Genomic DNA, 23,087 nt, shown 5'->3' with positions numbered 1-23,087 from the left:
ACCCAATTTTAAAATCGCTCCTGCTGTGCAAGCATCGCCGCTCTTGCTGATTACCCTGATCTACTTGCAAAAAACAAAATTGCAGACAAATTAAAAAATGGATCATTTAAATTCAAATCGATAAAACCATCCTGCATCCACCGATAATTTTAAATTCAAAGTTCTGAATTTAAAATTATGAATTTAAATTTTCCTCCAGTAAAAACTTAAAAATTCAGCATGAACCGCTATACTGTGCGCACCTGAAACATGGTCGATTCGACGGACCATCCAACTGCGTGTCTCATGCCAAACTCTCAACTTCTTGCCGTAGTGTTCATGGTTCTGTCCATGATCTCTTATCAAATCAGTGCATCATTTGCCAAACAATTGTTCTTGGTGCTTGACCCATTGACCGTGACGATTTTAAGGCTGTGTTTTGCTGCGATCATTATTGGGGTCATGTTCCGTTCCTGGAAAATTTTGTCGCGGCTGTCTTTTTTAAAATGGCGCGATTTACTGTGTTATAGCGCAGCACTTGGATTCATGAATATCCTGTTTTATATGTCGCTGGGGAAACTGCCTCAAGGCATTGCGGTGGGTCTGGAATTCATCGGCCCATTAGGACTGGCTTTGCTGTCGATTAAGCAGCGCAGTGACTATATCTGGGTGGGAATGGCCATTTTAGGCATTGCCTTGATGGTGCCATGGGGGCAGACACAGAGTGCGAATTTTTCGATTTTCGCTGCAGCTTGTGCTCTCGGTGCCGGGCTATGCTGGGCATTTTATATTTATTTTGGTCAAAAGGTGGTGCATCAGAATATTGGTATGCACGCTTTAACCATTGCTATCAGTTTGTCTGCATTGACGCTATTACCGATTGGACTCTACCACAATGCAGCTGCATTGGTTGAGACCCAGTACTGGGGCAAAGCGTTGGCAATCGCAGTACTGGCCACTGCCATTCCTTATGCCCTCGACCTGCAAGCATTGAAGCATTTAAGCAAACTGAGTTATGGCACCTTATCCAGCCTTTCTCCTGCTCTGGCTGCACTCACGGGACTGCTTTTGCTTGGAGAAAAAATAGGATGGTTACAGTGGATTGCCCTGCTATGTGTCATGCTGGCATCGGTTGGCGTGACATTCCGAGCCAGCCAGAAAGTCGAGTCTTGAAATCGTTAATTGCAAAAAAAAGATGACACTAATGCCATCTTTTTTATCCTGCAATTTTGAATTTAAATTTTAGTTTTTTACCAGCATATCTTTTTTCATTTCTTTATAACGCCGATATTCATTCTTGTACTGCACTGCTAAAGCTATTTTCTGTTCCTCTTCCAGAATTTTTCCAGCCTGTTGAAAAAAACCGTGTTCTTCTTCTTTCAGATGATGATGCACCTTTTCAGAAAGCTTTTTGGCTAACGCAATCCAGCCGGGATTGCTGAAATCTATTTCACTCAGCTCTTCAATCATCTCATCCATTTCATGATGTTCGGCCAAGGCATGCCGGGTAATATTCAGTCCAGAATCTGTCATCATGAGTGGAATATAAAAATAACGATCTTCAGCCGTTTCATGTGCAAATAATTCATTCTTTAGTTGTTGGAATAATTCATGGCGTTCTGGTGAATCCCCAGAAGTTTGCAGTAATCTTTCTGAAAGATCACGCTGGATTTCATGACTTTCCCTTAATGCTTCGAAAATGGTCATCATGTAATTTTTCTCCTGTTTTTATCATGCCTTTAATCCAGCATAGAGTGGAATGAGCAAATATTCAGGAACTTTTATAAGGAGAATTTGTATGAAAAATTTTAATGTCGAGAATGATTTATGGAAAAAAGGTCTGATATCCCAAACGAATAATCAGGATACTGACCAAAATTAAAAACAGAATCCGAATAAAGCCGCTGCCATATTTCAATGCAGCCCGCACACCGACTATTGAACCGACTACATTGGCGGCAGCCATCATCAACCCCAAGCCAAACAGGACATGACCGGTCGGCGCAAAAAAGCTCAGTGCCGCCAGATTGGTGGTTAAATTGGCGACCTTAGACAATGCTGAAGCATGCAAAAAGTCAGCCTGTAAGTAACGGATAAAAAAGAAGATAAAGAAGCTACCGGTACCCGGACCAAAAATGCCGTCATAAAAACCAATCGCGAGGCTACCCGCAGCAGCCAGCAGCAATATTTTCGGTGTCAGTTCCTGCCGTACATGCACTTGCCCAAACTGCTTTTTCATAAAGGTATAAATGGCAATTACAATCAGCATCACCAGTACAAAAGGACGCAGCACTTCTTTGGGAATCATGCTGACACAGGCCGCCCCGGCAAAAGAGCTGACAAATGCACAACTGGCAATAATCGCCAGCAGCTTCCAGCGCAATTTGACCTTTCGCACAAATGAATAGGCTGCCGATGCCGTACCGCAGATCGATGACAGTTTGTTGGTCCCAAATACCGTTGCCGGCGACAGTTGCGGCATGGCATTCATAATGGCCGGAATTTGAATCAACCCGCCACCTCCTACTGCTGCATCAATCGCACCGGCAAAAAATGCAAAAAACAGAAGGCTTAAGATAATTTCAATTTCCATACATTTATTTCAACAATTACTCGAGATTTAATACGCGTTTCGGAACCAGACGCTTACGGTCAGTGATTTCAGCCAGACCTAAACATTTTTCACCATCGAACACCAGCACCTGAGCTTCAGCTGCATGCTCAATATTACTTTCCATACCACGGCTAAAATATTCAGCACGTCCTTCAGGTGCCTGAACTTTAGGGAAATGATCGACCGGTGCATAGGCAGGCAACAACAAAGCCTCACGCTCTTGCTCAGTCAAACTTTCCAGATACTCGATGGTGTATTCAGGAATCAAGTCAAAATGACCGGTTTTAATCCGGTGCAAATAAGTCAGATGACCAAAGGTTCCCAAGGCCTGGGCAATATCTTCACCCAATACACGAATGTAAGTACCTTTAGAACAGGTCACATCCAGGCTAATACTATTTTCGGTAAAAGAGAGTAATTCGATGGCATAAATATGAATCGGACGCGCTTCCCGTTCAATTTCTATCCCTTTACGCGCCAACTCATACAGCGGACGGCCTTCCTTTTTTAAAGCGGAATACATCGGCGGCACTTGCTGAATATCGCCGACAAATTTTTCCAGAACCTGTTTGATTTTTTCTTCCGTCAGCGCAGGCACAGCCTGTTCCAACAGCACTTCACCTTCGACATCGCCAGTGGTGGTACTGTGCCCCAAATGAATGGTAGTCTGGTAACGCTTGGTCGAATCAAGCAAATAGTGGGAAAATTTGGTTGCCTCACCCAAACAGATGGGCAATAAACCTGAGGCCAGTGGATCTAGCGCTCCGGTATGTCCGGCCTTTTGTGCCCGATACAACCAGCGTACTTTTTGCAAGGCCGCATTTGAACTGATACCCAAAGGCTTATTCAGTAAAAATACGCCGCTGATGTGGCGGCGTTGAATTTTAGGTGACGTTTTTTTCATAGTGAAAATCAAACAAGTTCAAACGGCTGCTATGTTAACAACCGCTTGTCATTTTTTACAACTTTTCTACGTTTTATTCACTTTCTTTATGGCAAATTGAATTCAATTTTAGAACCTTAAAAAAACACAATAAAGAAGGTTGCATAGGACATGCATAAACATCATAAATTATGGATTATTTTGCTTGTTATTATAGTGTGCTTGGCTGTGCTGTTATTTTGGCTAGCACCTTCCCAATCCACAGCAGAACAAACAGAAACCGCTCAAAGGGCTGAGGTGCAGAATCATCTCTTAACATCATCTATGCCAGCCCCTACAGATCAGAGTCGAGCTTTCGTCAGTCCTAGCCAGCAAGACACTGAAGTGAACTGTCAGTTACGCCTGGACAATGCCAATCGTTTAATCGTAAATGAGCAGACCCGCAACTGTTTTGAATATTTCATTACCCAGTATGGCGAAAAAGATCTTAAACAAATTAAATATGATTTTAAAACTTATATACAGCAAAACTATAAGGAGCCTGCTCTAGGGCAAATTATTGATTTATGGAATCGCTATATCAATTACCGGGAAAAACTGGGCGATTTGCAGCCCCCTAATATCGACAAGGAAGATCCTCAATATTATCAAAGTATTTTTGCCAATATGAAAAATCTGCGTAAACAGTTGTTCTCTGATTACGAAATTGAAGGCCTATTTGGCATTGAAGATACCTATCATGAATACACTCTCAATCGCATGACCGTTCTGGCAGACAAGAGCTTGACCGAAGCACAAAAAGCACAAAAACTAAAAGATCTTTTTAACCAGTTACCTGAAGACTGGAAAGCAAACCTCGAACAGCTCAATAAACTGGAGGACCTGCGTAAACTTACGGCAGACATTAAAGCCCGTGGTGGTTCAGTGCAAGATATTCATCAGATGCGCATGAATCTGGTTGGTCCTGAAGCCACTCAACGTTTAGAGGCTTTAGATGAGCAACGCAATGACTGGAAAGTTAAGGTCAATCAGTATCTGGATGAACGGGACAGCATCATGAAAAGCGGCATGAGTGACGAAGCCAAGCAGCAAGCCGTGCAAAAATTACGTACCCAGCATTTTAATAAACCACAACAACAACTTCGAGTCGGGACTTTTGAAACCATCCATGATCAGGGAGGAAAATTACCGTATGGCGATTAATCGCACTGTAAGCCAATAAGAAGATGAGATTAATCAACTTATGGCTGTACTGATATGAATAAAAACAAAAATATTTAAGGAAAAAGTTGATGAAAACTTTAAAAAGTAAAAAAACGACCATGCTTGCTGTCATGATGACCCTGATACCGGGTCTGGCAACTGAAACACAGGCAGCAAAAGGAATTTTGCAAATTCAAGAAACGGTCAAATCTGACTATGCAAAGACCCGGTATCCGATTGTCATGACCCATGGCTGGTTAGGCTGGTCACGCATTGGCGATGACAGTTTCAATATTGATTACTGGTACCAGATTTTGCCTGATATGGCACGCAATGGTTCAACTGTTTTTGCCGCACAGCTCTCCCCTGCCAATACCACCGAGTTCCGTGGTGAACAGCTAATTGCTCAAGTCGAAGAAGTACTCGCAATTACGGGAAAGGATAAAGTGAACCTGATTGGTCACAGTCATGGCGGCCCAACCGTACAATATGTCGCAGCGGTAGAACCACGATATGTGGCATCAGTCACCGGCGTGGGCGGAACCTATCGCGGCTCCAAGGTCGCCGATGATATTCAAAGCAATACGGTTAGCCGCACAGCGTTCAATATTTTGGGCAAATACATTATTGGACCACTACTGACTTGGGCTCAAGCCAATCCGGACATTCCGGTGAACTTTGATGCTTCAATGAAGTCTCTGACTGAAGTTGAATCTGCAAACTTTAATAAACGCTTCCCGACTGCTGCCTTGGCTTCAGACTGTAACCAGAGCGGTGCAAAAGTCGATAAGAGTATTTACTACTATTCTTGGGGCGGTACAGCTCAAACTACTAATCTTCTGGACATTGATAGCATTCTGATGCAACTCGGTCCACTGTCTTATGGCAACAAAGACAATGATGGCATGGTGGCCCGTTGCAGTTCGCATATTGGTCAGGTCATTCGTGATAATTACAATCTGAACCATACCGATCTGGCGAATATGATGTTTGGCCTGAAAGGACTGTTTGCTCCTGATCCGGTTGCCCTGTTCAGACAACACGCCAACCGTCTCAAACTGCAAGGTTTATAATAGCTAGACGCATCAGAAATCATACTATTATATATTTTCTTATATTGTTCATGATCTTACTTAACGATTGGGTCAGAGCTGCAACTTTTAAATCATGTGCTGAGTCTGGTATTTAGCACCCCGGATTTAGCATATGCAGGGATACATAAAACAAAAAAAATGAGGATTTTTTATGAAATACGGACTATTACTCGCTGGTTTACTCACCGGCACACTATTGGGTACTGCTCAGGCATCCAACACCTCACAAGTGACCGCTAAAGCGGTCTCAACTTATGCAAAAACCAAATATCCGATTGTTTTTAGTCACGGTATGGCAGGTTTCATTACCGTAGGTACAGACCAGTTTGGTCTGGATTACTGGTATCAGATTTTGCCCGACTTGGCACGAAATGGCGCCAATGTCTGGGCCACCCGTGTATCGCCATTTAACTCGTCTGGAATTCGTGGCGAACAACTGGTACAACAAGTCGAAGAGATTCTGGCATTAACCGGGGCAGAGAAAGTCAATCTGATTGGCCATTCGCATGGCGGTCCAACTATTCGCTATGTGGGCGGAGCAATGCCAGACAAAGTCGCCTCCATGACAGGTGTAGGTTCTCCAAATACAGGCTCGCCTGTGGCAGACCTAATTTTATCTGCTGAAGGTACAGCTATAGAAGGTCCACTGGTGGGTATCATCAATTTTGTTTCCAAAGCAATTACCTGGGCACAAGGGCTTGACCCGAAGAGTTTTCCGCATGATTCACTTGCAGGAGGAACAAGTTTAACCCGTACAGGCGCTGCACAATTTAATGCCAAATTCCCTATCGGTCTGCCCACCACACCATGTGGGGAAGGTAAACTTCTTGACAACGGCATATACAACTACTCCTTTACAGGTACCAGCACTGTGACCAATGTACTTGATCCGGATTCAGCCTTAGAAGTAACCAGCTGGCTGATTGATGGCGGTAAAGAAAATGATGGCCTGGTGTCACGTTGCAGTGCCAAGTTTGGTAAAACCATCCGCGATAACTATAACTGGAACCATTTAGATGAAGTCAATCAAGTATTTGGTCTGAAATCTTTATTTGCACCGGATCCGGTAGATGTTTACCGTCAGCATGCCAACCGTTTAAAACAGCAAGGCTTATAACCACTCAAATTTCAGACATAAAAAATGCGCCAACAGGCGCATTTTTTTACTCGTATAAAACTTAAAATTAAGCTTTAGTTTTACGAGCTGGTAATTTTTCACGAATACGTGCAGCTTTACCAGACAATTCACGTAGGTAGTAAAGTTTAGCACGACGAACATCACCACGACGTTTCACTTCGATACCAGCAACGATTGGTGAGTGAGTTTGGAATACACGCTCAACACCAACACCGCTAGAAATTTTACGTACTGTGAATGCAGAGTTCAAGCCACGGTTTTTCTTAGCGATTACAACGCCTTCGAACGCTTGTAGACGTTCACGGTCGCCTTCTTTTACTTTTACTTGGACAACTACTGTGTCACCTGGTGCAAAAGCTGGGATGTCTTGTTTAAGCTGAGCATTTTCAACAGCTTGTACTAAAGGATGCTTACCGCTCATGGGGTATCTCCAATAATGTGGGTCAGAAGAGGTCTGATATCCACTGGGACTAGAGGCTAAAGCGCATAGGCCCGATTGACTTTCCCTTCATGCTTGACCGCTTCAATGCATAAAGAGCCTATTAAATACTTCAAGCGACATGCTTGTCGTATGTTTGCGTAAACTGAGCTTATTTACTCTGTTCTTGCGAATCTTTGAGCCATTTTTTTTGCTGCTTGGTCAACTCTACCTTTTCAACCAGCTCAGGCCGGCGTTCCAAGGTGCGTTGATAGCGCTGCAAAAACCGCCATTTTTCAATATTTGCATGATGCCCGGATTTAAGTACTTCAGGCACATCCAAACCTTCAAAATGGTCTGGCTTAGTATATTGTGGGCAATCTAAAAGACCATCCACAAATGAATCTTGCACGTGAGATTGTTCATCTGACATGGCACCCGGAAGTCTCCGGATAATACTGTCCAATAAAACCATCGCAGGCAGTTCACCGCCCGACAAGACGTAATCTCCAATTGACCATTCCTGATCAACATAATGCTGGATCAAACGTTCATCAACGCCTTCATAACGTCCACACAACACAATCAATCCGTCATATTCGACAAATTGCTGTACTGCAGGTTCGTTTAAGGTTTTTCCTTGTGGCGACATATACACCACGGGAACCTGAACACATCCTGCTTGCCTTGCAAGCTCTTTGGCATGGCTGATTGCTTTAGCCAAAGGCTCTGCCATCATCACCATACCGGGACCACCACCAAATGGACGTTCATCCACTCTTTTGTAGTTGCCCTCAGCATAATCGCGAGGATTAATACAAGTGACTTGTACTATTTCACGTTTTGCCGCACGCCCGCTGATACCGTAGGCTGTAATCGCTTCAAACATTTCAGGAAAAAGCGTAATGACTGCAAAAAACATCGCAGACTCCTCTATTTTCCTGCTGCGTTCATCCTTAAAGGATTAATAATCTACGCCCCAATTCACGTAGATACGACCAGCTTCAAGATCAACTCGCTGTACCACATCTTTATGCCACGGAATCATACGCTCTTCAGCATCAATACTGTCTGGTGTTGCGTGAACCACCATGACATCATTGGCACCCGTCTCAAACATTTCATGGATTTTACCGAGATTGACTTCCTGTTCAGCGTCATCCAAACCTAACACTGTTAAGCCTTTCAAATCTGTCCAGTAATACTCATCCATACCTGCTTGTGGAAGCTGCGATTTTGAAATCCAGACATTGGAGCCAACCAGTTCGTCTGCGCCAGTGCGATCACTCACACCTTTTAGCGACACAACCAGGCCTTTGCCATGTGGTTTCCAACGTTTTACATCGACAATTTGCCAACCCGCCTTGGTCTCAATGTACCAGGGCAGATAGTCAAAGATGTTGCTCATGGGTTCTGTATTGGAATAGACCCAGAGCCACCCATTTAATCCATATGCTGAACGTAACTGTCCAATCTGAATACGATCTTCGGGAACATTCTGTGTTGGTGTCATGGGCAACTACCTAATTTATAAAAAATTATGCAGCAACTGCAGCTTTCTTAGCTTGAGCAGCTAAAGAAGCAACACGTTCAGAAGGTTGAGCACCTTGTGCTACCCAGTGAGCAAAACGGTCAGCATCTAAACGAAGTTTTTCTGCTTTACCTTGAGCTGTAGGGTTGAAGAAACCGATACGTTCGATGAAACGACCGTCACGTGCATTACGGCTATCAGTCACAATGATTTGATAGAACGGACGTTTTTTAGCACCACCGCGTGCAAGACGAATAACAACCATGATAGAACCTTATAGTTTTTACGGATTATCCCTGCACCGACCACCGATACATTTCAAACCCCTTTCATAGAGGGCAGTATTTTACGTGAAGTTTGCCCCGAATGAAAGCTCAAAAATTATTTATCCACAATTTTGAATTTGGATTAGTGACCATCCCAAGTAGAAGTTGCTGAAATTACACAAGCTGTTGCACCTTTGGCCCAGAATTTTTGTCCTTGATTATTTAAACAAATAATACCATCTCCTGCTTGTGATGAAGTGGATATGGGGGTTGCAGTTAATGTATAGCTTTGACCATTCGGAACAAGGTTAATTCTATACACAGGATTAGATATTGGATAGTCCTTGCTGGTCGTTCCATTATCTAAGCTTGCGCTCGTATAATTATGATTGATCACGTAATAACTTTGTAAGCGCTGTGCAATATTCATCATTTCACTTTGTACATCAGCACGGTTAGTACGAATTTTATATTGAGTATAAGATGGGTAAGCAATCGCTGCCAAAACAGCAATTATTGCTACGACAATCATTAACTCGATTAGGGTAAATCCTTTATTTTTATTCATTACCATACCTCGCCATACCCGCCACAGCCCGTATAACTTGTAACAACATCTTTCACTTTTGTCATACAGCGCACCCCAGCACTATTCAACAATAAATCATAGTTTCGTGGCTGTTTTGGCTCGCCTGAAGTATCTTTAGCCCGCTGTAACGACATCACCCAACTCAGACCATTAACACTGGCAGAAGCCGCTGTTTCATTACCATCTGAATCTTTGGCAAAAGTCAAAGGTTTATATCCCGTGCCATTATTGGCTAGCGTTAAGGTATATTTCGCTGTTGAAGCAGTTGAACCTATTGGCAACAATAATTGTCCTGTTGCAGCGTCATAATAACTTGCTGTTGTCGGATTTCCCTCAGCATCAGTTCCTGTATAACTATACAAATAACTGGCATCAAAACCTTTATAACTAAAATTTTTTGCTTTAAACCTCTCCAGTTCAGCAGCAATGCGTAATGCTTCCTGCCGTGCAATTGCCAGGTCCTGTCGTTCCATATATTGTTGATATGAAGGAAATGCAATTGCTGCAAAAATTGCAATAATCGCGACCACAATCATCAGCTCAATCAGGGTAAATGCACGTATTTTATTCATGATTCCCCCTATCGACTTTCATACCAACGCAACTGTCTAAGTTTTACAGTTGTGTTAAATTGTTGACATTCTGGCTTATTTTTATTTGCCGTAGTTGTACAATCCTGTGTCGTAGGTCGATTGACTGTTAGACGTTGCAGATCACTGTTACCACCACCTTGCCCCAAACCTGTTCCTAAAATTCCACCGCCGATTTTCACTCGATTAGGTGCAGTTTGTCCGGTTGCATAGAAGTTATCAGTGCATTTTCCAGTAGGTAAACAGAACTGATACACATAGGAGTCACCATTCACACCACCAGTACATGTACTACCAATGCCTGTGCCATCTCGATCGTACACGTTGACATAAAGTATGCCATCTACTGCAAAAATTTCATTCATTCCTTTATAACGACCGGGTGTTGTTGCATATTGGTATTTCCAGCCACGGTTGTAAGTCGCTTCTGTTTTTTGTGCTACACCACTTGCAAGTATCATTGTATCTAAAGCATCACCTGCATCTGCCGAGGTGGGGGTTCTCAATGTTATATCACTATATAAATCGTTACGCGCGACATCATTATCATAAATCACATACACTGCATCGTTAGCACTATTAGTTTCACTTGCCAATGGTGAACTACGATTGCCTGAACTTAAAGCAACCGCACCAAATATACCATCTACGCCCTCATGCACAGAGAAACTTGGCATCTCGTAGAAGCGTGGACTTAAACCTCCACTGACATGAGCGTTATATAAACGCACAACTCGTTTAACAAAATTGCCTTTTTTAGCGCTCACATCAATACCCGTGGCAGCATTATTTATATCGACCCGAAAGGCCTGGCCACCTAAATCACCAAAATATAAGTTATCAATAAGTCCATCATTATCACGATCAATCGCATTAATCTGACTGACCACACTATATTTCATGTTAATCGCAGATGCGCTGGCATCAGTATATGCTTCAGCACCTTTAGCTGCCGTAGCATTGGCACTGCTCCACCAAAGCAAATTACCGGTATTGGCATCAAACATATAGACACCCGCCCCGCTACCTGTCGTGGTACTTTGATTATAATTTGTGCTTTCATAACCTGAATCATATCCGCCACCCACAAACATGACTAGTTTTTTAACACCACCAAATTTAACATAAGCAATCGTTGGTTTAGACCAACTTTGCCCCATATAGCTTAGTGCATTATTAGTATCTGCTGCTCCAGTAGCAGTCACTGCTGCATCGGGATTAATATGAAATTTTAAACTTGGTTTATCTAGATCTGATAAATCTAATGCGTAGTAGCTACGCCCCCCCATACGCAGACCACCATATACCCATTGCAAACCTTTGAGAGCAAGATCAGTATTAGTACTACCATCACTGGTACGATCAGAACTCTTAACAGTTAATGTCCCATCTGCTTTTGACACATATTGGGTATATGCTGTCCATGGTGCATCTATACCATAAAACAAATTTGATGAGCCTTGTGTACTACTAGTCTCAGACAAGAATGCTGCTTTCTGATTTTGCATCATTTCATGGGGTGCAAAAGCAAATTTCTCTACTCCTGTGTCAGCATCAACTACATGCAGTAAACCCTGAGTACTACCAAAGAGTAAATAGTCATCACGGTTTGTTGTATCTAATACTCCTGTTGAGCTAACAGTAATTTCACCACTCTGTGTCAATAAAATTGGAGTCGAATGCATCACGGCACCAACCTGACGAAGTTCAGGATTCGTAGCAAGACTTTCTAAAGTAATATCTGTTTCAGTTGCACCTACATTGTAACCCAGTAAATTGAGCCAATAATTTTTATCTGGGTCATTGGCAAATAGAGCTGTTGTACCCGTGCCAAATAAACTTTCCACATTCACTTTTTTTAGTGAATTAAGCTCACTAACCCCAAATGGGGCAGCGGTGCCTGTAATTTGTCGATTGGTATAAATAGTACGGTTTGCAACTGTTTCACTTTTTGCATTAGTACTCAAACCTAAAGGTAATTGCCCTCGCATACCATTAGTCCAAATACCATGAGCATTTGTATTCAGTGAGCCATCAGTGTTAATTAAACGGGTGTTTTTGGCAATATTGTAGAGTTCTCCACTCACGACATGGTATTTATTCAGATTACCTGCCCAAAGCTGACTAGAATCCTGTGGTCTAGGGGTAAATGCAGCATAATAACCATAAGGCTGAACACGTAACGGATTTAATGAGTCTTGTGGTAAAGTTGGTGATCCTGTCACAACCTGTTCTGGAATATCAGTATTAAAAATATCATCTAGAAAAGCACTAATACTATTCACAATACCTTGTTTTGCACCACCTGAACCACTCGAATTTACTGCTGTATATTGACCACCACCTGCCGCTGCCCAACTTGATAATGAAGACCCCGAATAGTTAAATCCAACAGTAGAGGTTTTAATTTTAAGACTTCTATTATTCGCTGTATATCCTGAGGCTTTTAACAGCCCTCTCGCCATCGTTTGTGCACACGTATCAAAACTATTACAAGAAATTGAACTCCACCCCATGGACGAAGCAAATAAGTTATCATTGGTATTAGTAGCACCTCTTACATTAAATTCCGCCTCACCATCTGTTAAAAAATAAATTCCATGCTGACCACATTGCTGTTCTTTTAGGTAGGCAGCAGCATTGTTTATATTCGTAGAATTTGCTAAATAATCACTTACACTTTTAATTGGACTAATATATTTAATAGTACTATTAAAACCTGTAGTTAACCCACTAAGAGCAGCATCAATAGAGGTGTTCGCCGGACTTGAATTGGTTAATGGCTTGGTACTATTGCCCAGCATATAAGCCACAGTTTCAGCATAAAGTGCGTTAGATGGAGTAGCTGTATCTGTTAGAAGCCTTTGCACCTGTAAATTCATAGATTGCCGAGCTAGCATTGTACCAACTGCGCCAACATCGCCTAAATTTGTTATTCTTTGTGCCATTGAACGCTTGGTATCGGTGAACATACAGTTATTATTACGTATTGTGTTATCACTCAATGTCCAGTCAATATATAAATGCGGATTCATTCGATCTTCTCGATCAGCATAAAATTTATAATTTTTACTATTGTCCCGAGACAATTCAAAAATGATATCGCCCATGCCACACCAATTCGTATTATCCCTAATTAAGTTTTCCATCTCGCTTTTAACACTCATGGAATAAACATACATAGGATTACCAATATTGTCATTCTTATATGAATTCTTATATATATCAATTGCTCTTTGTGTAGTAGCATTTGTAAAAATTTTAGTTAAATAATCGTTACTCACACTACTTACTACAGCTTTACTGGTTGCCCCAGGGGCAAAAGTCTGCAAAGAAGTAATCTGTGGATTCGCTGCATACAAATCATTATGTTTTGCAACACGAACCTTTAATTTATTTGAACCATAATCAGTAGAATTTCGTAGCTCTAAATAAGCAGAATTAATTGTCGCACCTCGAGGTACATCTACTTGAAAGCGAATGTAGACTTTTTTATTATCCGCATCAATCGTAACTTCACCATTTGTTTTTACAGGTTGATTGTTACCCTCTTTAAAAATAACATCACCATTAGATGGAAATAAGTCCTTACGAGTAAAAGGATAAACAATTCGGTCATCAAGCATTTGTGCTGGACTAGCAATATAACCTGCATCACGACGAGGTACCCGAATTGTTGTATCTGAGTCTACTTCAGCAGTCGCAGGATGAACTGTAGTCTTATAGAGTTCTATAGAACCATTTTTTATTGGATACCATGGTGGACTTTCAAAAGTAGATAATCCTGCCTTGATATTCCGTGCGGGCTGAATACTCCCCTCACCTAACAATACTGCCTGCATAGAATCTTTTAAATCAAAAGCACTACGACGACCATTTACAGACATTGACCCTGAGTTATCTAGTGCAAACATTACTACTGGATTTGGAGTAAAACCTGTTTTATAAATTTCAATATCACTGGCTTGTACAGATACACTATGACAAATAGCCAAGGTCATCATCATTGATACCGATGCTGAAAGCATATTTCTTTGATTTATTTTTTTCATCTTTAAATTCTCTTTCTTTACGATGTCAACTTCGGCTGACCGCCAACGGTATAGTCTGAATGCTGCATGTTATAGGGAATACCTAACCCCTCAAAACACGCCCCTACTGCCGAAGCACGCTGCTTGAAACAGGATTCTATTTCGCCAGCAGTTGCACCCGAAAAACTTGGTAAGACTGAAATGACAGTTGCCCCGAGATTATTTGTTGTTACAGGTACATTGCTTTGCCCAAGACTTGTTCCTTTGGGCGCGCCACCGAATGGTGTGGATGTTGTAATATTTTTGGTTAAATATACTTGTGAGAGCACTGCAGAACGCCCCATTGCGAATTGATTGGCTTTACAAAAGCCATCAACACCAATCTTGGTCGTTAATCCATCCGCTGTAATCGCGCTAGCTTTAGATAATTTAAAAAAAGAATTTTCCGATGCACGATAACAAAATACCAATTCATCATTAGCATTTGCTGAAGAGTTGAAATAAGCAAACATGCCATCTAATGCCAACTGCCTTGCCACTTGATCGGGGTTCTCGATATTAAATAAAGCAGAGTCAGAATTCCCCATCAATAAAGCATTCACCTGACTATTAGTTGCAATTTTCAGTCCTAAAATTCCAGATTTCACAGCAATTGTGCCCAGTAATGTCACAAGCACCAATACAATCAAAACCGTAATAAGCGTTGCACCTTGTTGTTGTTTCATTGTGATGCCCCCAATGTATTCCGAATTGCTACAACCTGATTCACGGCTTGACGTAAATATTTTTTATTAATGATGTCTTTTCCAAAGCTACCATCCAAAGCTACATTCGCACCTGCAAGATTAAAAGTAGTTTGGGTATTTAAACTTGCATCAGCTCCAATCGTCCCTGTCGAACGAGATAAAATACCAACTTCCATTGACGTTACTTGTAGATAAGTTTTTGCACAGGTATCTTCAACAATTGGTGTCGCACATGCATTACGAATGCCATCCATTTCATCGATGTACTCATCGATAGTCATATAACGGAATTGACCAGAAGGATTTTTCACCCCTAAACGTATTTTAAATGCATCTACGCGCTGCATCATTTGCTGAGCATTATTGGAACCATGGACACCTAAGCCAGAAATTACGGTTGCCGCACTTTTAGGATATGAACCAGCATCACAATATAATGAGTAAGCCGTTGGTTCACCTGTAATTTGCTGTGGACTAGCAGCCAAATAATAACGCTGCATAATTACCAAATTTGAAGCAGGTACAGCAGCACTTCCTACTGTTGCTCCCTCACAGTTAATAATGCTTTCGGTTTCAGGGCTATATTGAATAGTTAAACGGTCACTTTTACCTGTAGTATTATCAGTATCTTTGTCTTGTAAACTGACCAATTCAGTTTCCAAATTGGTGATTGTTTGTAATGCTGCAGGCAAATTTTCCTTTTTAAAAATAATCCCTGAACCATTTACAATATTATTTATTTTTTGTGCAGATACAGTATTCAAATTGGTATGACGCAAATCATGTGCGACCAAAGATAAACCAAAATTAGCATTTTGTTGTAATTCGCTCATTCCTGACTGTAATCCCAAAGAACGCGAACTACTTAAAAATACAGCCAAACCCGCTGCAACGATAAGCAAACCTAAAGTTAAAGCAACCATTAATTCAATCAGAGTAAAGCCCGAGGTATAGTGCTTATGAGCCATAGTTATATACTTCCATAATGATACATTTGGCATTTGGGACATAAGCAGTGCCATTGGTACAGTTTGGACTTCCCGTACCATTTGTTGCCGTTGTACCCTCCCAGGCAACATAGATGCATTTGCGAACCAGAGTAGAACCCTGGCAATTTAGGACATTTATACTCATGCCCAAATTAGTTGCTCTTGTTTTCACTTGTCTAAAATCGTAGTTCGCCATTTTTGTAGCATCACAAAAACTTGTCGCACAGTTATCAGCTTCATTATTGTCAACATAACCGACCAACCCACTCCGATTCACACGCATCCTTTCTGCTAAATCTCTAGCAATATTAGAAGCTTGAACATTCATTCCAGCCTCTGCACTAGCCCCCATAGCCCTTATTTGCAATGCTACAAAACCTAACACAGCAATGCTTAAAAGCACCAGTGCAACCAGCACCTCTACGAGCCCAACCCCTTTTTGAGTATTTTTCATTTGTAATTATTCCTTATTCTCAGGTTGGGCAACTTGTTGCCACTTTGTTATAAACTACCGTTCCACCTTTTTGCACATAGACATACGCTTTCAAAGCTGCATCATGATTATGTTTAAATACAAAACACTGACCATTGGTTGTTATTTTGGATTGCCCTAAACGATTGAAAGTGACGCTGGCATCACCACTGTCTTTCGTCACATGATTTGGTACCCACCTTTTATAGAATGTTGAAACACTGTTATCCACGGCCAAAACCCGTTCACCTTGTTTAAAAATTGCCTCAGACCTTGTTTCTGCCAACAAATCTACAAAATCACGTGTATCTCTTATCAGTTGGTTTTTTCGAATTGTTTGGGTAAAAGAAGGCACAGCCATCGTTGCAATAATTGCGAGTATGGCTATCGTTATCATTAACTCAATTAAAGTGAATCCTTTATTTTTATTCATACTTTCCCCAAGGCAACAAAAATTCACCTTAGAAAAAATAATATCGGACTAAATTACAAAACTTACACAAATAAAGATAAAAGGCATAAAAAAGCAGATGACTGTTACATGCCAGTCATCTGCTTTTTTTTTAAAAAGAGAAATAGATTGTTATCTATTTCGCACTTTAGGCTTGAGTTACAGGAATACGTAACTCTTTCGGCAAACTAAAGGTAATGTTCTCTTCACGCCCTGCCAGTTCTTCTGGTGCTTTGGCGCCCCAGTCCTGTAAACGCTGAATCACTTGTTTGATTAAAATCTCGGGCGCCGATGCACCAGCAGTTACCCCAATTTTGGTACTTTCATCAAACCAGGCCTGATCAAGCTGATCGGCATTATCCACCAAATAAGCATGTTTCCCCATACGCTCCGCCAACTCACGCAAACGGTTTGAATTTGATGAATTAGGAGATCCGACGACCAAAACCACATCACATTGAGTTGCCAAATCACGTACTGCATCTTGACGGTTTTGCGTGGCATAACAGATATCATCCTTACGCGGTCCCTGAATATGAGGGAATTTTGTACGTAAAGCATCAATCACTTTGGCTGTATCATCAATGGACAATGTGGTCTGAGTGACAAAAGCCACTTTTTCAGGATGATGTATTTTTAAAGCTGCTACATCCTGCTCATCTTCAACCAAATAGATTTCACCACCATTTTTCTTGTCATATTGTCCCATGGTGCCTTCCACTTCGGGGTGACCTTCATGACCAATTAAAATAGCTTCCGTCCCCTCACGCGCATATTTGGTCACTTCTATATGCACCTTGGTGACCAGCGGACAGGTGGCATCAAAGACTTTTAAACCACGACGCTCCGCCTCAATTTGTACCGCTTTCGACACACCATGTGCACTAAAGATCACGATATTGTCATCGGGAACTTCATCCAGTTCATCAACAAAAATTGCACCGCGCTGACGTAAATCATCCACCACAAACTTATTATGCACCACTTCATGACGCACATAAATAGGCGGATTAAAGCATTCCAGTGCCCGGTTGACGATCGCAATTGCTCGGTCGACACCTGCACAAAAACCACGTGGATTGGCCAATACAATTTCCATAAGATCCTCAATGTTCACCCGAAGTTGAGCGGAATAATTTGAAATAAATGCAAACAAACTACGATCAGCTATTTAGTTTGACCTTAGTCTGCTCTAAAATAGAGAAGATATTTTATCATATCAGGAAAAATATCATGTCGGGTCTCTTGTTTGTCGTTTCTGCTGCATCTGGAACAGGCAAAACATCCCTCGTTAAAGCCCTTCTCGACCGTGTGACCAATCTGCACGTTTCTGTCTCTCACACCACGCGTGGCCAACGTCCCGGTGAGCTTGACGGTATCCATTATCATTTTTCAACAAAAGAAGATTTTATTGCCTTGGTTGAGCAAGGCGGTTTTATTGAATATGCAGAAGTGTTTGGCAATTATTACGGTACGGCTCAAGCGACTGTAAAACAGCAGCTGGCCAAAGGACATGATGTTTTACTTGAAATTGACTGGCAAGGTGCAGATCAAGTCCGCAAACTTTTTCCTGAATCCAAACAAATTTTTATTTTACCGCCGAGCCAGTTTGATTTGCGCCAGCGTCTATCTAACCGTGGCACTGACTCCGTTGAAGTAATTGAGCGTCGCTTGGGCTGTGCAGTTGAAGATATGCAGCAGTATACAAACTTTGATTATGTCATTATTAATGATGACTTTAATAAGGCACTGCATGATCTTGAATGTGTGATTATTGCCAATCGTTTAGTGATTTCACAGCAGGCAACCCGTCATCAGGAATTGATTGAAAAATTAATTACTCCTGTTGAACCGTGATTAAAACTTGAGTCTGCAGGCAAAGCATTTTATACTGCCGAGTCTGTTCAAATTTAATATTCAAACGAGAATTCTTATGGCACGCGTAACCGTTGAAGATTGTTTAGACCATGTAGACAACCGCTTTGAGCTTGTACTAGTGGCAAGCAAACGCGCGCGTCAATTGGCACGTCAAGGCATTGAACCAACTGTAGAGTGGGATAACGACAAACCAACTGTGGTTGCTTTACGTGAAATTGCAGTAGGTCATGTTTCTAAAGATATCCTGAAACAACGTGATCAAGACTATCAAACCTCTAGCCTTGACCTTGCACTGTCTGCAAACAATTTGAATTTAGATGGCTTTTCTTTCCAATAAGAAAAAATATCGTAAAAAAGCCTAGTTTTAACTAGGCTTTTTTTATTGCACAACTTTAATATTGGCTGAATAACCGTTATAACATAAGATTAAAGATAACTGATTTAGGATTTATCTTTTTGCTTTTTTAGACGAAAAAATTGACAAGTCATGCAATATGCTTTTCATTAGAGCTCTAGCGATTTAAATTGTAAAAACTGAAGTAGTAAAGGTGTTATATGCCAGGCCCACAGGTCAGCCAAGCCAAACAACAGCTCAAAATTATTATCGATGCTTACTTAAGTGCAAGTGATGTCGAGCGCGTGCTTGTGGCCTGCGATTATGCCGATATTGCCCATGACGGCATCACCCGTAAAAGTGGCGAACCCTATATCCTGCATCCAATTGCAGTCAGCAGCATTCTTTCGCATATGCGTCTAGATGCGGAAACCCTGATGGCTGCCTTGCTACATGACGTGATTGAAGATACCGATTTCAACAAAGAAGATATTACTGAAAAATTTGGCCGCACGGTGGCCGAGCTGGTTGATGGCGTGACCAAACTCAGTCATTCCAGCGATAAAGAATATAATAAAGCTGCATCTTTCCGTAAAATTCTGCAAGCTACTCTACAAGACCCGCGTGTCATTATTATCAAACTGGCTGACCGTTATCACAACATGACCACTTTAGGTTCGTTGCGCCCCGATAAACGGGCACGTATTGCTCAGGAAACCTTTGATATTTTTGTACCTATGGCACGTATTGTCGGCATGAATGAGATGGCCGACAATCTGGAACATTTGTGCTATCAAAATCTTGATCTGGATATGTTTAACAATGTTCAGGATGCCTTATTACAAACCAAGCCTAAACGTTGTGAATATCAGAGCATCTGGGAAAAAAACCTGACTGAACTGCTGCAACAGCACCAGATTAGCGGCCGTATTAAAAAGAAAAATAACAATATTGAATTGCTGCGTCATTTCGTCAAAAACGATATTGATCTGCAGGAGCTCACCCACAGCCATGCTTTTGAAATTATTCTGCAAAGCATTGCCGACTGTGACCGCCTGGCAGAAATCCTGCGTGAAAATTTCCAGATTCTGCACTATGAAGATCATATCCGCCGTCCATTACCGGGTGGCAACCAGTCTTTAATGATGCGTTTAAAAGGCGAGAAAACCACGCTCTCTCTGACTATTCAGACCGAGCTGATGCGTAAGGCCGCCCGTTTCGGCGTCGTATTGGGTGAAAATGCACCGCAAGCCTGCCGCTCAGCCATTCAAGCTTCCATGCAGAACCTGAATGTATTGGTGGATGGCGAATGTGCCAAAACCACTTTTAGTGATCTCCTGGATTATTTACATCAGGAAAAAATCTGGGTGTATACCCCACATGGCCATTTGCACGAACTTCCACAAGGGGCTACAGCCGTCGATTTTGCCTATTCAGCCAGCCTGTTTTTAGGTAACCATGCTGTCGGGGCAAAAATTAATGGGGAAACCCGGCCTCTTTCAACACCACTGGTGAGTGGGCAAGTCATCGAGATTATTACTGATGTTCTGGCGACACCAAATCCAGACTGGCTCAGCTTCATTAATACCCAAAAAGCACGTCGTGCCATCCAAAATATTTTGCGTGATCAAGATATTGAAGAACAACAACTGGTGGGGCAGCAAGCGCTGAACCGTGCGCTGAAGCTGTTTAATCGCTCCATCAAAGATTTAACCGAAGCAGACTGGATTGATATATTGCAATGGCGACATATCGAATCTAAGGAACACTTATTTGAACAGATTGCCGTGGGTGACCTGTTACCGCAATTAGTGGCTAACCACCTGTTTGCACAAGGACAAAGCCTGGATAACCAGTCATCTACCCGTCTTATTCAAGGCACTGAAGGTGTAGATGTCAAATATGCCCATTGTTGCAACCCTGTGCTTGGTGACCCCATTCAGGGACATCTCTCACGTCGTGGTTTAATTGTGCATCGTGCACGTTGTCATAACCTGTTGCATGAACAACATATGCATCCAGAAAATATTATGCCCTTGCACTGGACATCTGAAGATGTCGATGACATCAGTTTCACTGCTTATTTAAGTATTGACATGCTGATGAATGATGAACAGATTTCTGACCTAATTTATCAATGTCGGAAAGAAAAAACCGGTGTAGAAATGGTTCATGGCCATGAAGATAAAACCTACGTGCATATTGTGGTGCATAACCGTAAGCAAATTGCGCAGATTATTCGTGATTTACGTATGCACTTCGGTTTTCCACGCATTAGCCGCTTAGCCCAGCCTATTAATATTGCCGAAGCATCCAAAGCCAGTTAATTCAAACATAAGCAACTCTTATTGAACAATTTACGCTATGATGCATAGAGATGATACAAGGAGAAATCGATGTCCCGCCAAGTAATCCATACTGAAAATGCACCTGCAGCCATTGGTACATATTCTCAAGCAATTTTAGTTGAAAATACCCTATACCTTTCAGGTCAAATTGGTTTAGATCCTTATAGTATGGAACTGGTTGAAGGCATTGAAGCGCAAATTCGCCGCGTATTTGATAACTTAAAAGCAGTCTGTGAAGCAGCCGGTGGCTCATTGGCAGATATCGCCAAACTGAATATTTTCCTGACCGATCTTTCCCATTTCCAACTGGTTAACCAGATTATGGGTGAATATTTTGCCCAACCTTACCCTGCCCGTGCAGCATTAGGTGTAGCCAGCTTGCCTAAAGGGGCTTTGGTGGAAATGGATGGTATTGTAATTATTAATAAATAATTTTCAATCAGTTATAAAATTGTACAAAACACCACCGATCAAGTGGTGTTTTTTTATTTGAAAACTCAATCACAATAAATAATATTTCAAATGAATTTCATTGACAAACGATAATAATTATCAATAATATTACTTATCCCATTTCACTCTTGTGTGGCGAGTTCAAATGTACGTATGCTTATGTCGTGGTATTACCGATCAAGATATTAAAGATGCTGTCGCAAATGGCGCGGAAAGCTATCGTGAAATTCGTGACCTGCTTGATTTAGGTACCTGTTGTGGTCGTTGTGCACCTGAAGCACGTTCCATCATTAGTGAAGAACTTTCAGAAATTGCAGCTCGTATCTCCGTAGCGGCTTAAAACCCGATTACCCTAATAACAAACTGAATGATCAAAAGATCATTTTATCCTCTCCCGCTTATGACTATAGGCGGGTTTTTTATGCACACTGTATAACATAGCGCCCATTATCATTCTTGATTGCGATTTTCATTTGCTGTTCAATAAATTACTCGCCATTGTGTAGCTTGTTGTTTAAGATAATTGAAATAATATTTTTTGATTGCCTGACATACGGTGAAGGCAGAAATTGTTGATGGAGAACTTACAATGAAAGGCAATCGTGATGTCATTAACCAGTTAAATCAGGTGCTTTATCACCAGTTGACGGCCATTAACCAGTATTTCCTGCACTCACGTATGTTCAATGACTGGGGAATTGAAAAGCTGGGTTCAGCAGAATACAAAGAATCGATTCAACAAATGAAAGATGCCGATAAAATTATTGAACGTATTTTATTCCTTGAAGGCCTGCCTAATTTACAAAATTTAGGCAAGTTGTACATCGGCCAGCATACAGTTGAAGTCCTGAATTGCGATGTACGCAAAGTCAACGAAAATATTGAGGCCCTGCAAAAAGCGGTCAGCTTGGCTGAACAGGAAATGGATTATGTAACTCGCGATCTGGTTCAGGAAATCCTGGAAAAAGAAGAGGAATATCTGGATTGGACCACCACGCAACTTGATCTAGTCGAGAAAGTGGGCATCGAAAACTATATTCAAAGCCAGATTTAATTTTAACACAGCCAGTCGATTGACTG

At 41.6% G+C, this 23,087-nt stretch carries 25 protein-coding genes; 10 read left to right on the top strand and 15 right to left on the bottom strand.

The window, feature by feature from the left end:
* The first annotated feature begins 285 nt into the window (after positions 1 to 285).
* Positions 286 to 1,152 (top strand): EamA family transporter, encoded by an 867-nt coding sequence (locus GTU69_RS04740; RefSeq protein WP_166168782.1) that lies wholly within the window; start codon positions 286 to 288, stop codon positions 1,150 to 1,152.
* A gap of 69 nt (positions 1,153 to 1,221) precedes the next feature.
* On the opposite strand, the gene GTU69_RS04735 is transcribed toward GTU69_RS04740, so the two are convergent.
* From GTU69_RS04735 to truB, 3 genes are all read right to left on the bottom strand, one after another.
* Complete coding sequence (locus GTU69_RS04735; RefSeq protein WP_166168643.1) at positions 1,222 to 1,689, bottom strand: hemerythrin domain-containing protein; 468 nt, start codon at positions 1,687 to 1,689, stop codon at positions 1,222 to 1,224.
* 115 nt (positions 1,690 to 1,804) lie between these two features.
* Positions 1,805 to 2,572, bottom strand: a complete 768-nt coding sequence (locus GTU69_RS04730) for a TSUP family transporter (protein WP_166168641.1) — start codon at positions 2,570 to 2,572, stop codon at positions 1,805 to 1,807.
* Between the two features lie 16 nt (positions 2,573 to 2,588).
* Entirely contained in the window at positions 2,589 to 3,497 is a 909-nt protein-coding gene (gene truB / locus GTU69_RS04725; RefSeq protein WP_166168639.1) for a tRNA pseudouridine(55) synthase TruB, read from the bottom strand.
* Between the two features lie 150 nt (positions 3,498 to 3,647).
* Between truB and GTU69_RS04720 the strand changes: the two genes are divergently transcribed.
* The 3 genes from GTU69_RS04720 (at position 3,648) to GTU69_RS04710 (ending at position 6,890) form a co-directional block, all read left to right on the top strand.
* Positions 3,648 to 4,679, top strand: a complete 1,032-nt coding sequence (locus GTU69_RS04720) for a lipase secretion chaperone (RefSeq protein ID WP_166168637.1) — start codon at positions 3,648 to 3,650, stop codon at positions 4,677 to 4,679.
* Positions 4,680 to 4,810: 131 nt separating this feature from the next.
* Positions 4,811 to 5,752, top strand: coding sequence for a triacylglycerol lipase (locus GTU69_RS04715; RefSeq protein ID WP_240921591.1), 942 nt, complete (start codon positions 4,811 to 4,813; stop codon positions 5,750 to 5,752).
* A 172-nt stretch (positions 5,753 to 5,924) separates the two neighbouring features.
* On the top strand, positions 5,925 to 6,890 hold the full coding sequence (locus GTU69_RS04710; RefSeq protein WP_166168633.1) for a triacylglycerol lipase: 966 nt from the start codon (positions 5,925 to 5,927) through the stop codon (positions 6,888 to 6,890).
* A gap of 67 nt (positions 6,891 to 6,957) precedes the next feature.
* Here the strand turns inward: GTU69_RS04710 and rplS are convergent, their stop codons facing one another.
* The 12 genes from rplS to ispH form a co-directional block, all read right to left on the bottom strand.
* Complete coding sequence (gene rplS, locus GTU69_RS04705) at positions 6,958 to 7,332, bottom strand: 50S ribosomal protein L19 (RefSeq protein WP_086197174.1); 375 nt, start codon at positions 7,330 to 7,332, stop codon at positions 6,958 to 6,960.
* Between the two features lie 169 nt (positions 7,333 to 7,501).
* Positions 7,502 to 8,251: a tRNA (guanosine(37)-N1)-methyltransferase TrmD gene (gene trmD / locus GTU69_RS04700; protein ID WP_166168631.1), complete on the bottom strand. Its 750-nt coding sequence runs from the start codon at positions 8,249 to 8,251 to the stop codon at positions 7,502 to 7,504.
* A gap of 42 nt (positions 8,252 to 8,293) precedes the next feature.
* Positions 8,294 to 8,842 carry a ribosome maturation factor RimM gene (gene rimM, locus GTU69_RS04695; protein ID WP_166168629.1) on the bottom strand — a complete coding sequence of 183 codons (549 nt, stop codon included), beginning with the start codon at positions 8,840 to 8,842 and terminating at the stop codon, positions 8,294 to 8,296.
* Positions 8,843 to 8,867: 25 nt separating this feature from the next.
* Positions 8,868 to 9,125 carry a 30S ribosomal protein S16 gene (gene rpsP, locus GTU69_RS04690; protein ID WP_086197177.1) on the bottom strand — a complete coding sequence of 86 codons (258 nt, stop codon included), beginning with the start codon at positions 9,123 to 9,125 and terminating at the stop codon, positions 8,868 to 8,870.
* 143 nt (positions 9,126 to 9,268) lie between these two features.
* Complete coding sequence (locus tag GTU69_RS04685; protein ID WP_166168628.1) at positions 9,269 to 9,694, bottom strand: type IV pilin protein; 426 nt, start codon at positions 9,692 to 9,694, stop codon at positions 9,269 to 9,271.
* Positions 9,694 to 10,287 carry a prepilin-type N-terminal cleavage/methylation domain-containing protein gene (locus GTU69_RS04680; RefSeq protein ID WP_166168627.1) on the bottom strand — a complete coding sequence of 198 codons (594 nt, stop codon included), beginning with the start codon at positions 10,285 to 10,287 and terminating at the stop codon, positions 9,694 to 9,696. The genes GTU69_RS04685 and GTU69_RS04680 overlap by 1 nt, the downstream gene beginning before the upstream one ends.
* A gap of 8 nt (positions 10,288 to 10,295) precedes the next feature.
* Positions 10,296 to 14,357 (bottom strand): PilC/PilY family type IV pilus protein, encoded by a 4,062-nt coding sequence (locus tag GTU69_RS04675; protein WP_240921588.1) that lies wholly within the window; start codon positions 14,355 to 14,357, stop codon positions 10,296 to 10,298.
* Positions 14,358 to 14,374: 17 nt separating this feature from the next.
* Entirely contained in the window at positions 14,375 to 15,061 is a 687-nt protein-coding gene (locus tag GTU69_RS04670) for a pilus assembly protein PilX (protein ID WP_166168626.1), read from the bottom strand.
* Positions 15,058 to 16,050, bottom strand: coding sequence for a PilW family protein (locus GTU69_RS04665; protein ID WP_166168625.1), 993 nt, complete (start codon positions 16,048 to 16,050; stop codon positions 15,058 to 15,060). Before GTU69_RS04665 ends, GTU69_RS04670 begins: the two co-directional genes overlap by 4 nt.
* Positions 16,040 to 16,525: a type IV pilus modification protein PilV gene (gene pilV / locus GTU69_RS04660; protein WP_166168624.1), complete on the bottom strand. Its 486-nt coding sequence runs from the start codon at positions 16,523 to 16,525 to the stop codon at positions 16,040 to 16,042. The genes GTU69_RS04665 and pilV overlap by 11 nt, the downstream gene beginning before the upstream one ends.
* 19 nt (positions 16,526 to 16,544) lie before the next feature.
* Positions 16,545 to 16,976: a prepilin-type N-terminal cleavage/methylation domain-containing protein gene (locus GTU69_RS04655; RefSeq protein WP_166168623.1), complete on the bottom strand. Its 432-nt coding sequence runs from the start codon at positions 16,974 to 16,976 to the stop codon at positions 16,545 to 16,547.
* 166 nt (positions 16,977 to 17,142) lie between these two features.
* The gene (gene ispH / locus GTU69_RS04650) at positions 17,143 to 18,093 is read right to left on the bottom strand and encodes a 4-hydroxy-3-methylbut-2-enyl diphosphate reductase (RefSeq protein ID WP_166168622.1); all 951 of its coding nucleotides are present in this window, start codon (positions 18,091 to 18,093) and stop codon (positions 17,143 to 17,145) included.
* Between the two features lie 134 nt (positions 18,094 to 18,227).
* Here ispH and gmk point away from each other — a divergent pair, with 134 nt between their 5' ends.
* From gmk to bfr, 6 genes are all read left to right on the top strand, one after another.
* Positions 18,228 to 18,851: a guanylate kinase gene (gene gmk, locus GTU69_RS04645; RefSeq protein WP_086197186.1), complete on the top strand. Its 624-nt coding sequence runs from the start codon at positions 18,228 to 18,230 to the stop codon at positions 18,849 to 18,851.
* A gap of 76 nt (positions 18,852 to 18,927) precedes the next feature.
* The gene (gene rpoZ, locus GTU69_RS04640; protein WP_004896248.1) at positions 18,928 to 19,209 is read left to right on the top strand and encodes a DNA-directed RNA polymerase subunit omega; all 282 of its coding nucleotides are present in this window, start codon (positions 18,928 to 18,930) and stop codon (positions 19,207 to 19,209) included.
* Between the two features lie 218 nt (positions 19,210 to 19,427).
* Entirely contained in the window at positions 19,428 to 21,533 is a 2,106-nt protein-coding gene (locus GTU69_RS04635; RefSeq protein WP_166168621.1) for an HD domain-containing protein, read from the top strand.
* 69 nt (positions 21,534 to 21,602) lie between these two features.
* Positions 21,603 to 21,986, top strand: coding sequence for a RidA family protein (locus GTU69_RS04630; RefSeq protein WP_166168620.1), 384 nt, complete (start codon positions 21,603 to 21,605; stop codon positions 21,984 to 21,986).
* 166 nt (positions 21,987 to 22,152) lie between these two features.
* Positions 22,153 to 22,347: a bacterioferritin-associated ferredoxin gene (locus GTU69_RS04625; RefSeq protein WP_166168619.1), complete on the top strand. Its 195-nt coding sequence runs from the start codon at positions 22,153 to 22,155 to the stop codon at positions 22,345 to 22,347.
* A gap of 249 nt (positions 22,348 to 22,596) precedes the next feature.
* Complete coding sequence (gene bfr, locus GTU69_RS04620) at positions 22,597 to 23,061, top strand: bacterioferritin (protein ID WP_166168618.1); 465 nt, start codon at positions 22,597 to 22,599, stop codon at positions 23,059 to 23,061.
* The last annotated feature ends 26 nt before the right edge of the window (positions 23,062 to 23,087 follow it).

Origin of the sequence: Acinetobacter sp. SA01 (assembly GCF_011319235.1) — a bacterium.
Lineage (GTDB): Bacteria > Pseudomonadota > Gammaproteobacteria > Pseudomonadales > Moraxellaceae > Acinetobacter.
This window is presented reverse-complemented; position numbering and strand designations above follow the sequence as displayed.

Excerpts from the sequence above, each read along its gene's own strand:
- truB (WP_166168639.1), bottom strand. The coding sequence starts at position 3,497 with ATGAAAAAAACGTCACCTAAAATTCAACGCCGCCACATCAGCGGCGTA.
- GTU69_RS04665 (WP_166168625.1), bottom strand. The coding sequence starts at position 16,050 with ATGGCTCATAAGCACTATACCTCGGGCTTTACTCTGATTGAATTAATG.
- GTU69_RS04680 (WP_166168627.1), bottom strand. The coding sequence starts at position 10,287 with ATGAATAAAATACGTGCATTTACCCTGATTGAGCTGATGATTGTGGTC.
- GTU69_RS04625 (WP_166168619.1), top strand. The coding sequence starts at position 22,153 with ATGTACGTATGCTTATGTCGTGGTATTACCGATCAAGATATTAAAGAT.
- pilV (WP_166168624.1), bottom strand. The coding sequence starts at position 16,525 with ATGAAAAATACTCAAAAAGGGGTTGGGCTCGTAGAGGTGCTGGTTGCA.
- GTU69_RS04630 (WP_166168620.1), top strand. The coding sequence starts at position 21,603 with ATGTCCCGCCAAGTAATCCATACTGAAAATGCACCTGCAGCCATTGGT.
- GTU69_RS04635 (WP_166168621.1), top strand. The coding sequence starts at position 19,428 with ATGCCAGGCCCACAGGTCAGCCAAGCCAAACAACAGCTCAAAATTATT.
- ispH (WP_166168622.1), bottom strand. The coding sequence starts at position 18,093 with ATGGAAATTGTATTGGCCAATCCACGTGGTTTTTGTGCAGGTGTCGAC.
- gmk (WP_086197186.1), top strand. The coding sequence starts at position 18,228 with ATGTCGGGTCTCTTGTTTGTCGTTTCTGCTGCATCTGGAACAGGCAAA.
- GTU69_RS04685 (WP_166168628.1), bottom strand. The coding sequence starts at position 9,694 with ATGAATAAAAATAAAGGATTTACCCTAATCGAGTTAATGATTGTCGTA.
- trmD (WP_166168631.1), bottom strand. The coding sequence starts at position 8,251 with ATGTTTTTTGCAGTCATTACGCTTTTTCCTGAAATGTTTGAAGCGATT.
- GTU69_RS04675 (WP_240921588.1), bottom strand. The coding sequence starts at position 14,357 with ATGAAAAAAATAAATCAAAGAAATATGCTTTCAGCATCGGTATCAATG.
- GTU69_RS04715 (WP_240921591.1), top strand. The coding sequence starts at position 4,811 with ATGATGACCCTGATACCGGGTCTGGCAACTGAAACACAGGCAGCAAAA.
- GTU69_RS04730 (WP_166168641.1), bottom strand. The coding sequence starts at position 2,572 with ATGGAAATTGAAATTATCTTAAGCCTTCTGTTTTTTGCATTTTTTGCC.
- rpoZ (WP_004896248.1), top strand. The coding sequence starts at position 18,928 with ATGGCACGCGTAACCGTTGAAGATTGTTTAGACCATGTAGACAACCGC.
- rpsP (WP_086197177.1), bottom strand. The coding sequence starts at position 9,125 with ATGGTTGTTATTCGTCTTGCACGCGGTGGTGCTAAAAAACGTCCGTTC.
- GTU69_RS04735 (WP_166168643.1), bottom strand. The coding sequence starts at position 1,689 with ATGATGACCATTTTCGAAGCATTAAGGGAAAGTCATGAAATCCAGCGT.
- GTU69_RS04720 (WP_166168637.1), top strand. The coding sequence starts at position 3,648 with ATGCATAAACATCATAAATTATGGATTATTTTGCTTGTTATTATAGTG.
- rimM (WP_166168629.1), bottom strand. The coding sequence starts at position 8,842 with ATGACACCAACACAGAATGTTCCCGAAGATCGTATTCAGATTGGACAG.
- GTU69_RS04655 (WP_166168623.1), bottom strand. The coding sequence starts at position 16,976 with ATGAATAAAAATAAAGGATTCACTTTAATTGAGTTAATGATAACGATA.
- GTU69_RS04740 (WP_166168782.1), top strand. The coding sequence starts at position 286 with ATGCCAAACTCTCAACTTCTTGCCGTAGTGTTCATGGTTCTGTCCATG.
- GTU69_RS04710 (WP_166168633.1), top strand. The coding sequence starts at position 5,925 with ATGAAATACGGACTATTACTCGCTGGTTTACTCACCGGCACACTATTG.
- GTU69_RS04670 (WP_166168626.1), bottom strand. The coding sequence starts at position 15,061 with ATGAAACAACAACAAGGTGCAACGCTTATTACGGTTTTGATTGTATTG.
- rplS (WP_086197174.1), bottom strand. The coding sequence starts at position 7,332 with ATGAGCGGTAAGCATCCTTTAGTACAAGCTGTTGAAAATGCTCAGCTT.
- bfr (WP_166168618.1), top strand. The coding sequence starts at position 22,597 with ATGAAAGGCAATCGTGATGTCATTAACCAGTTAAATCAGGTGCTTTAT.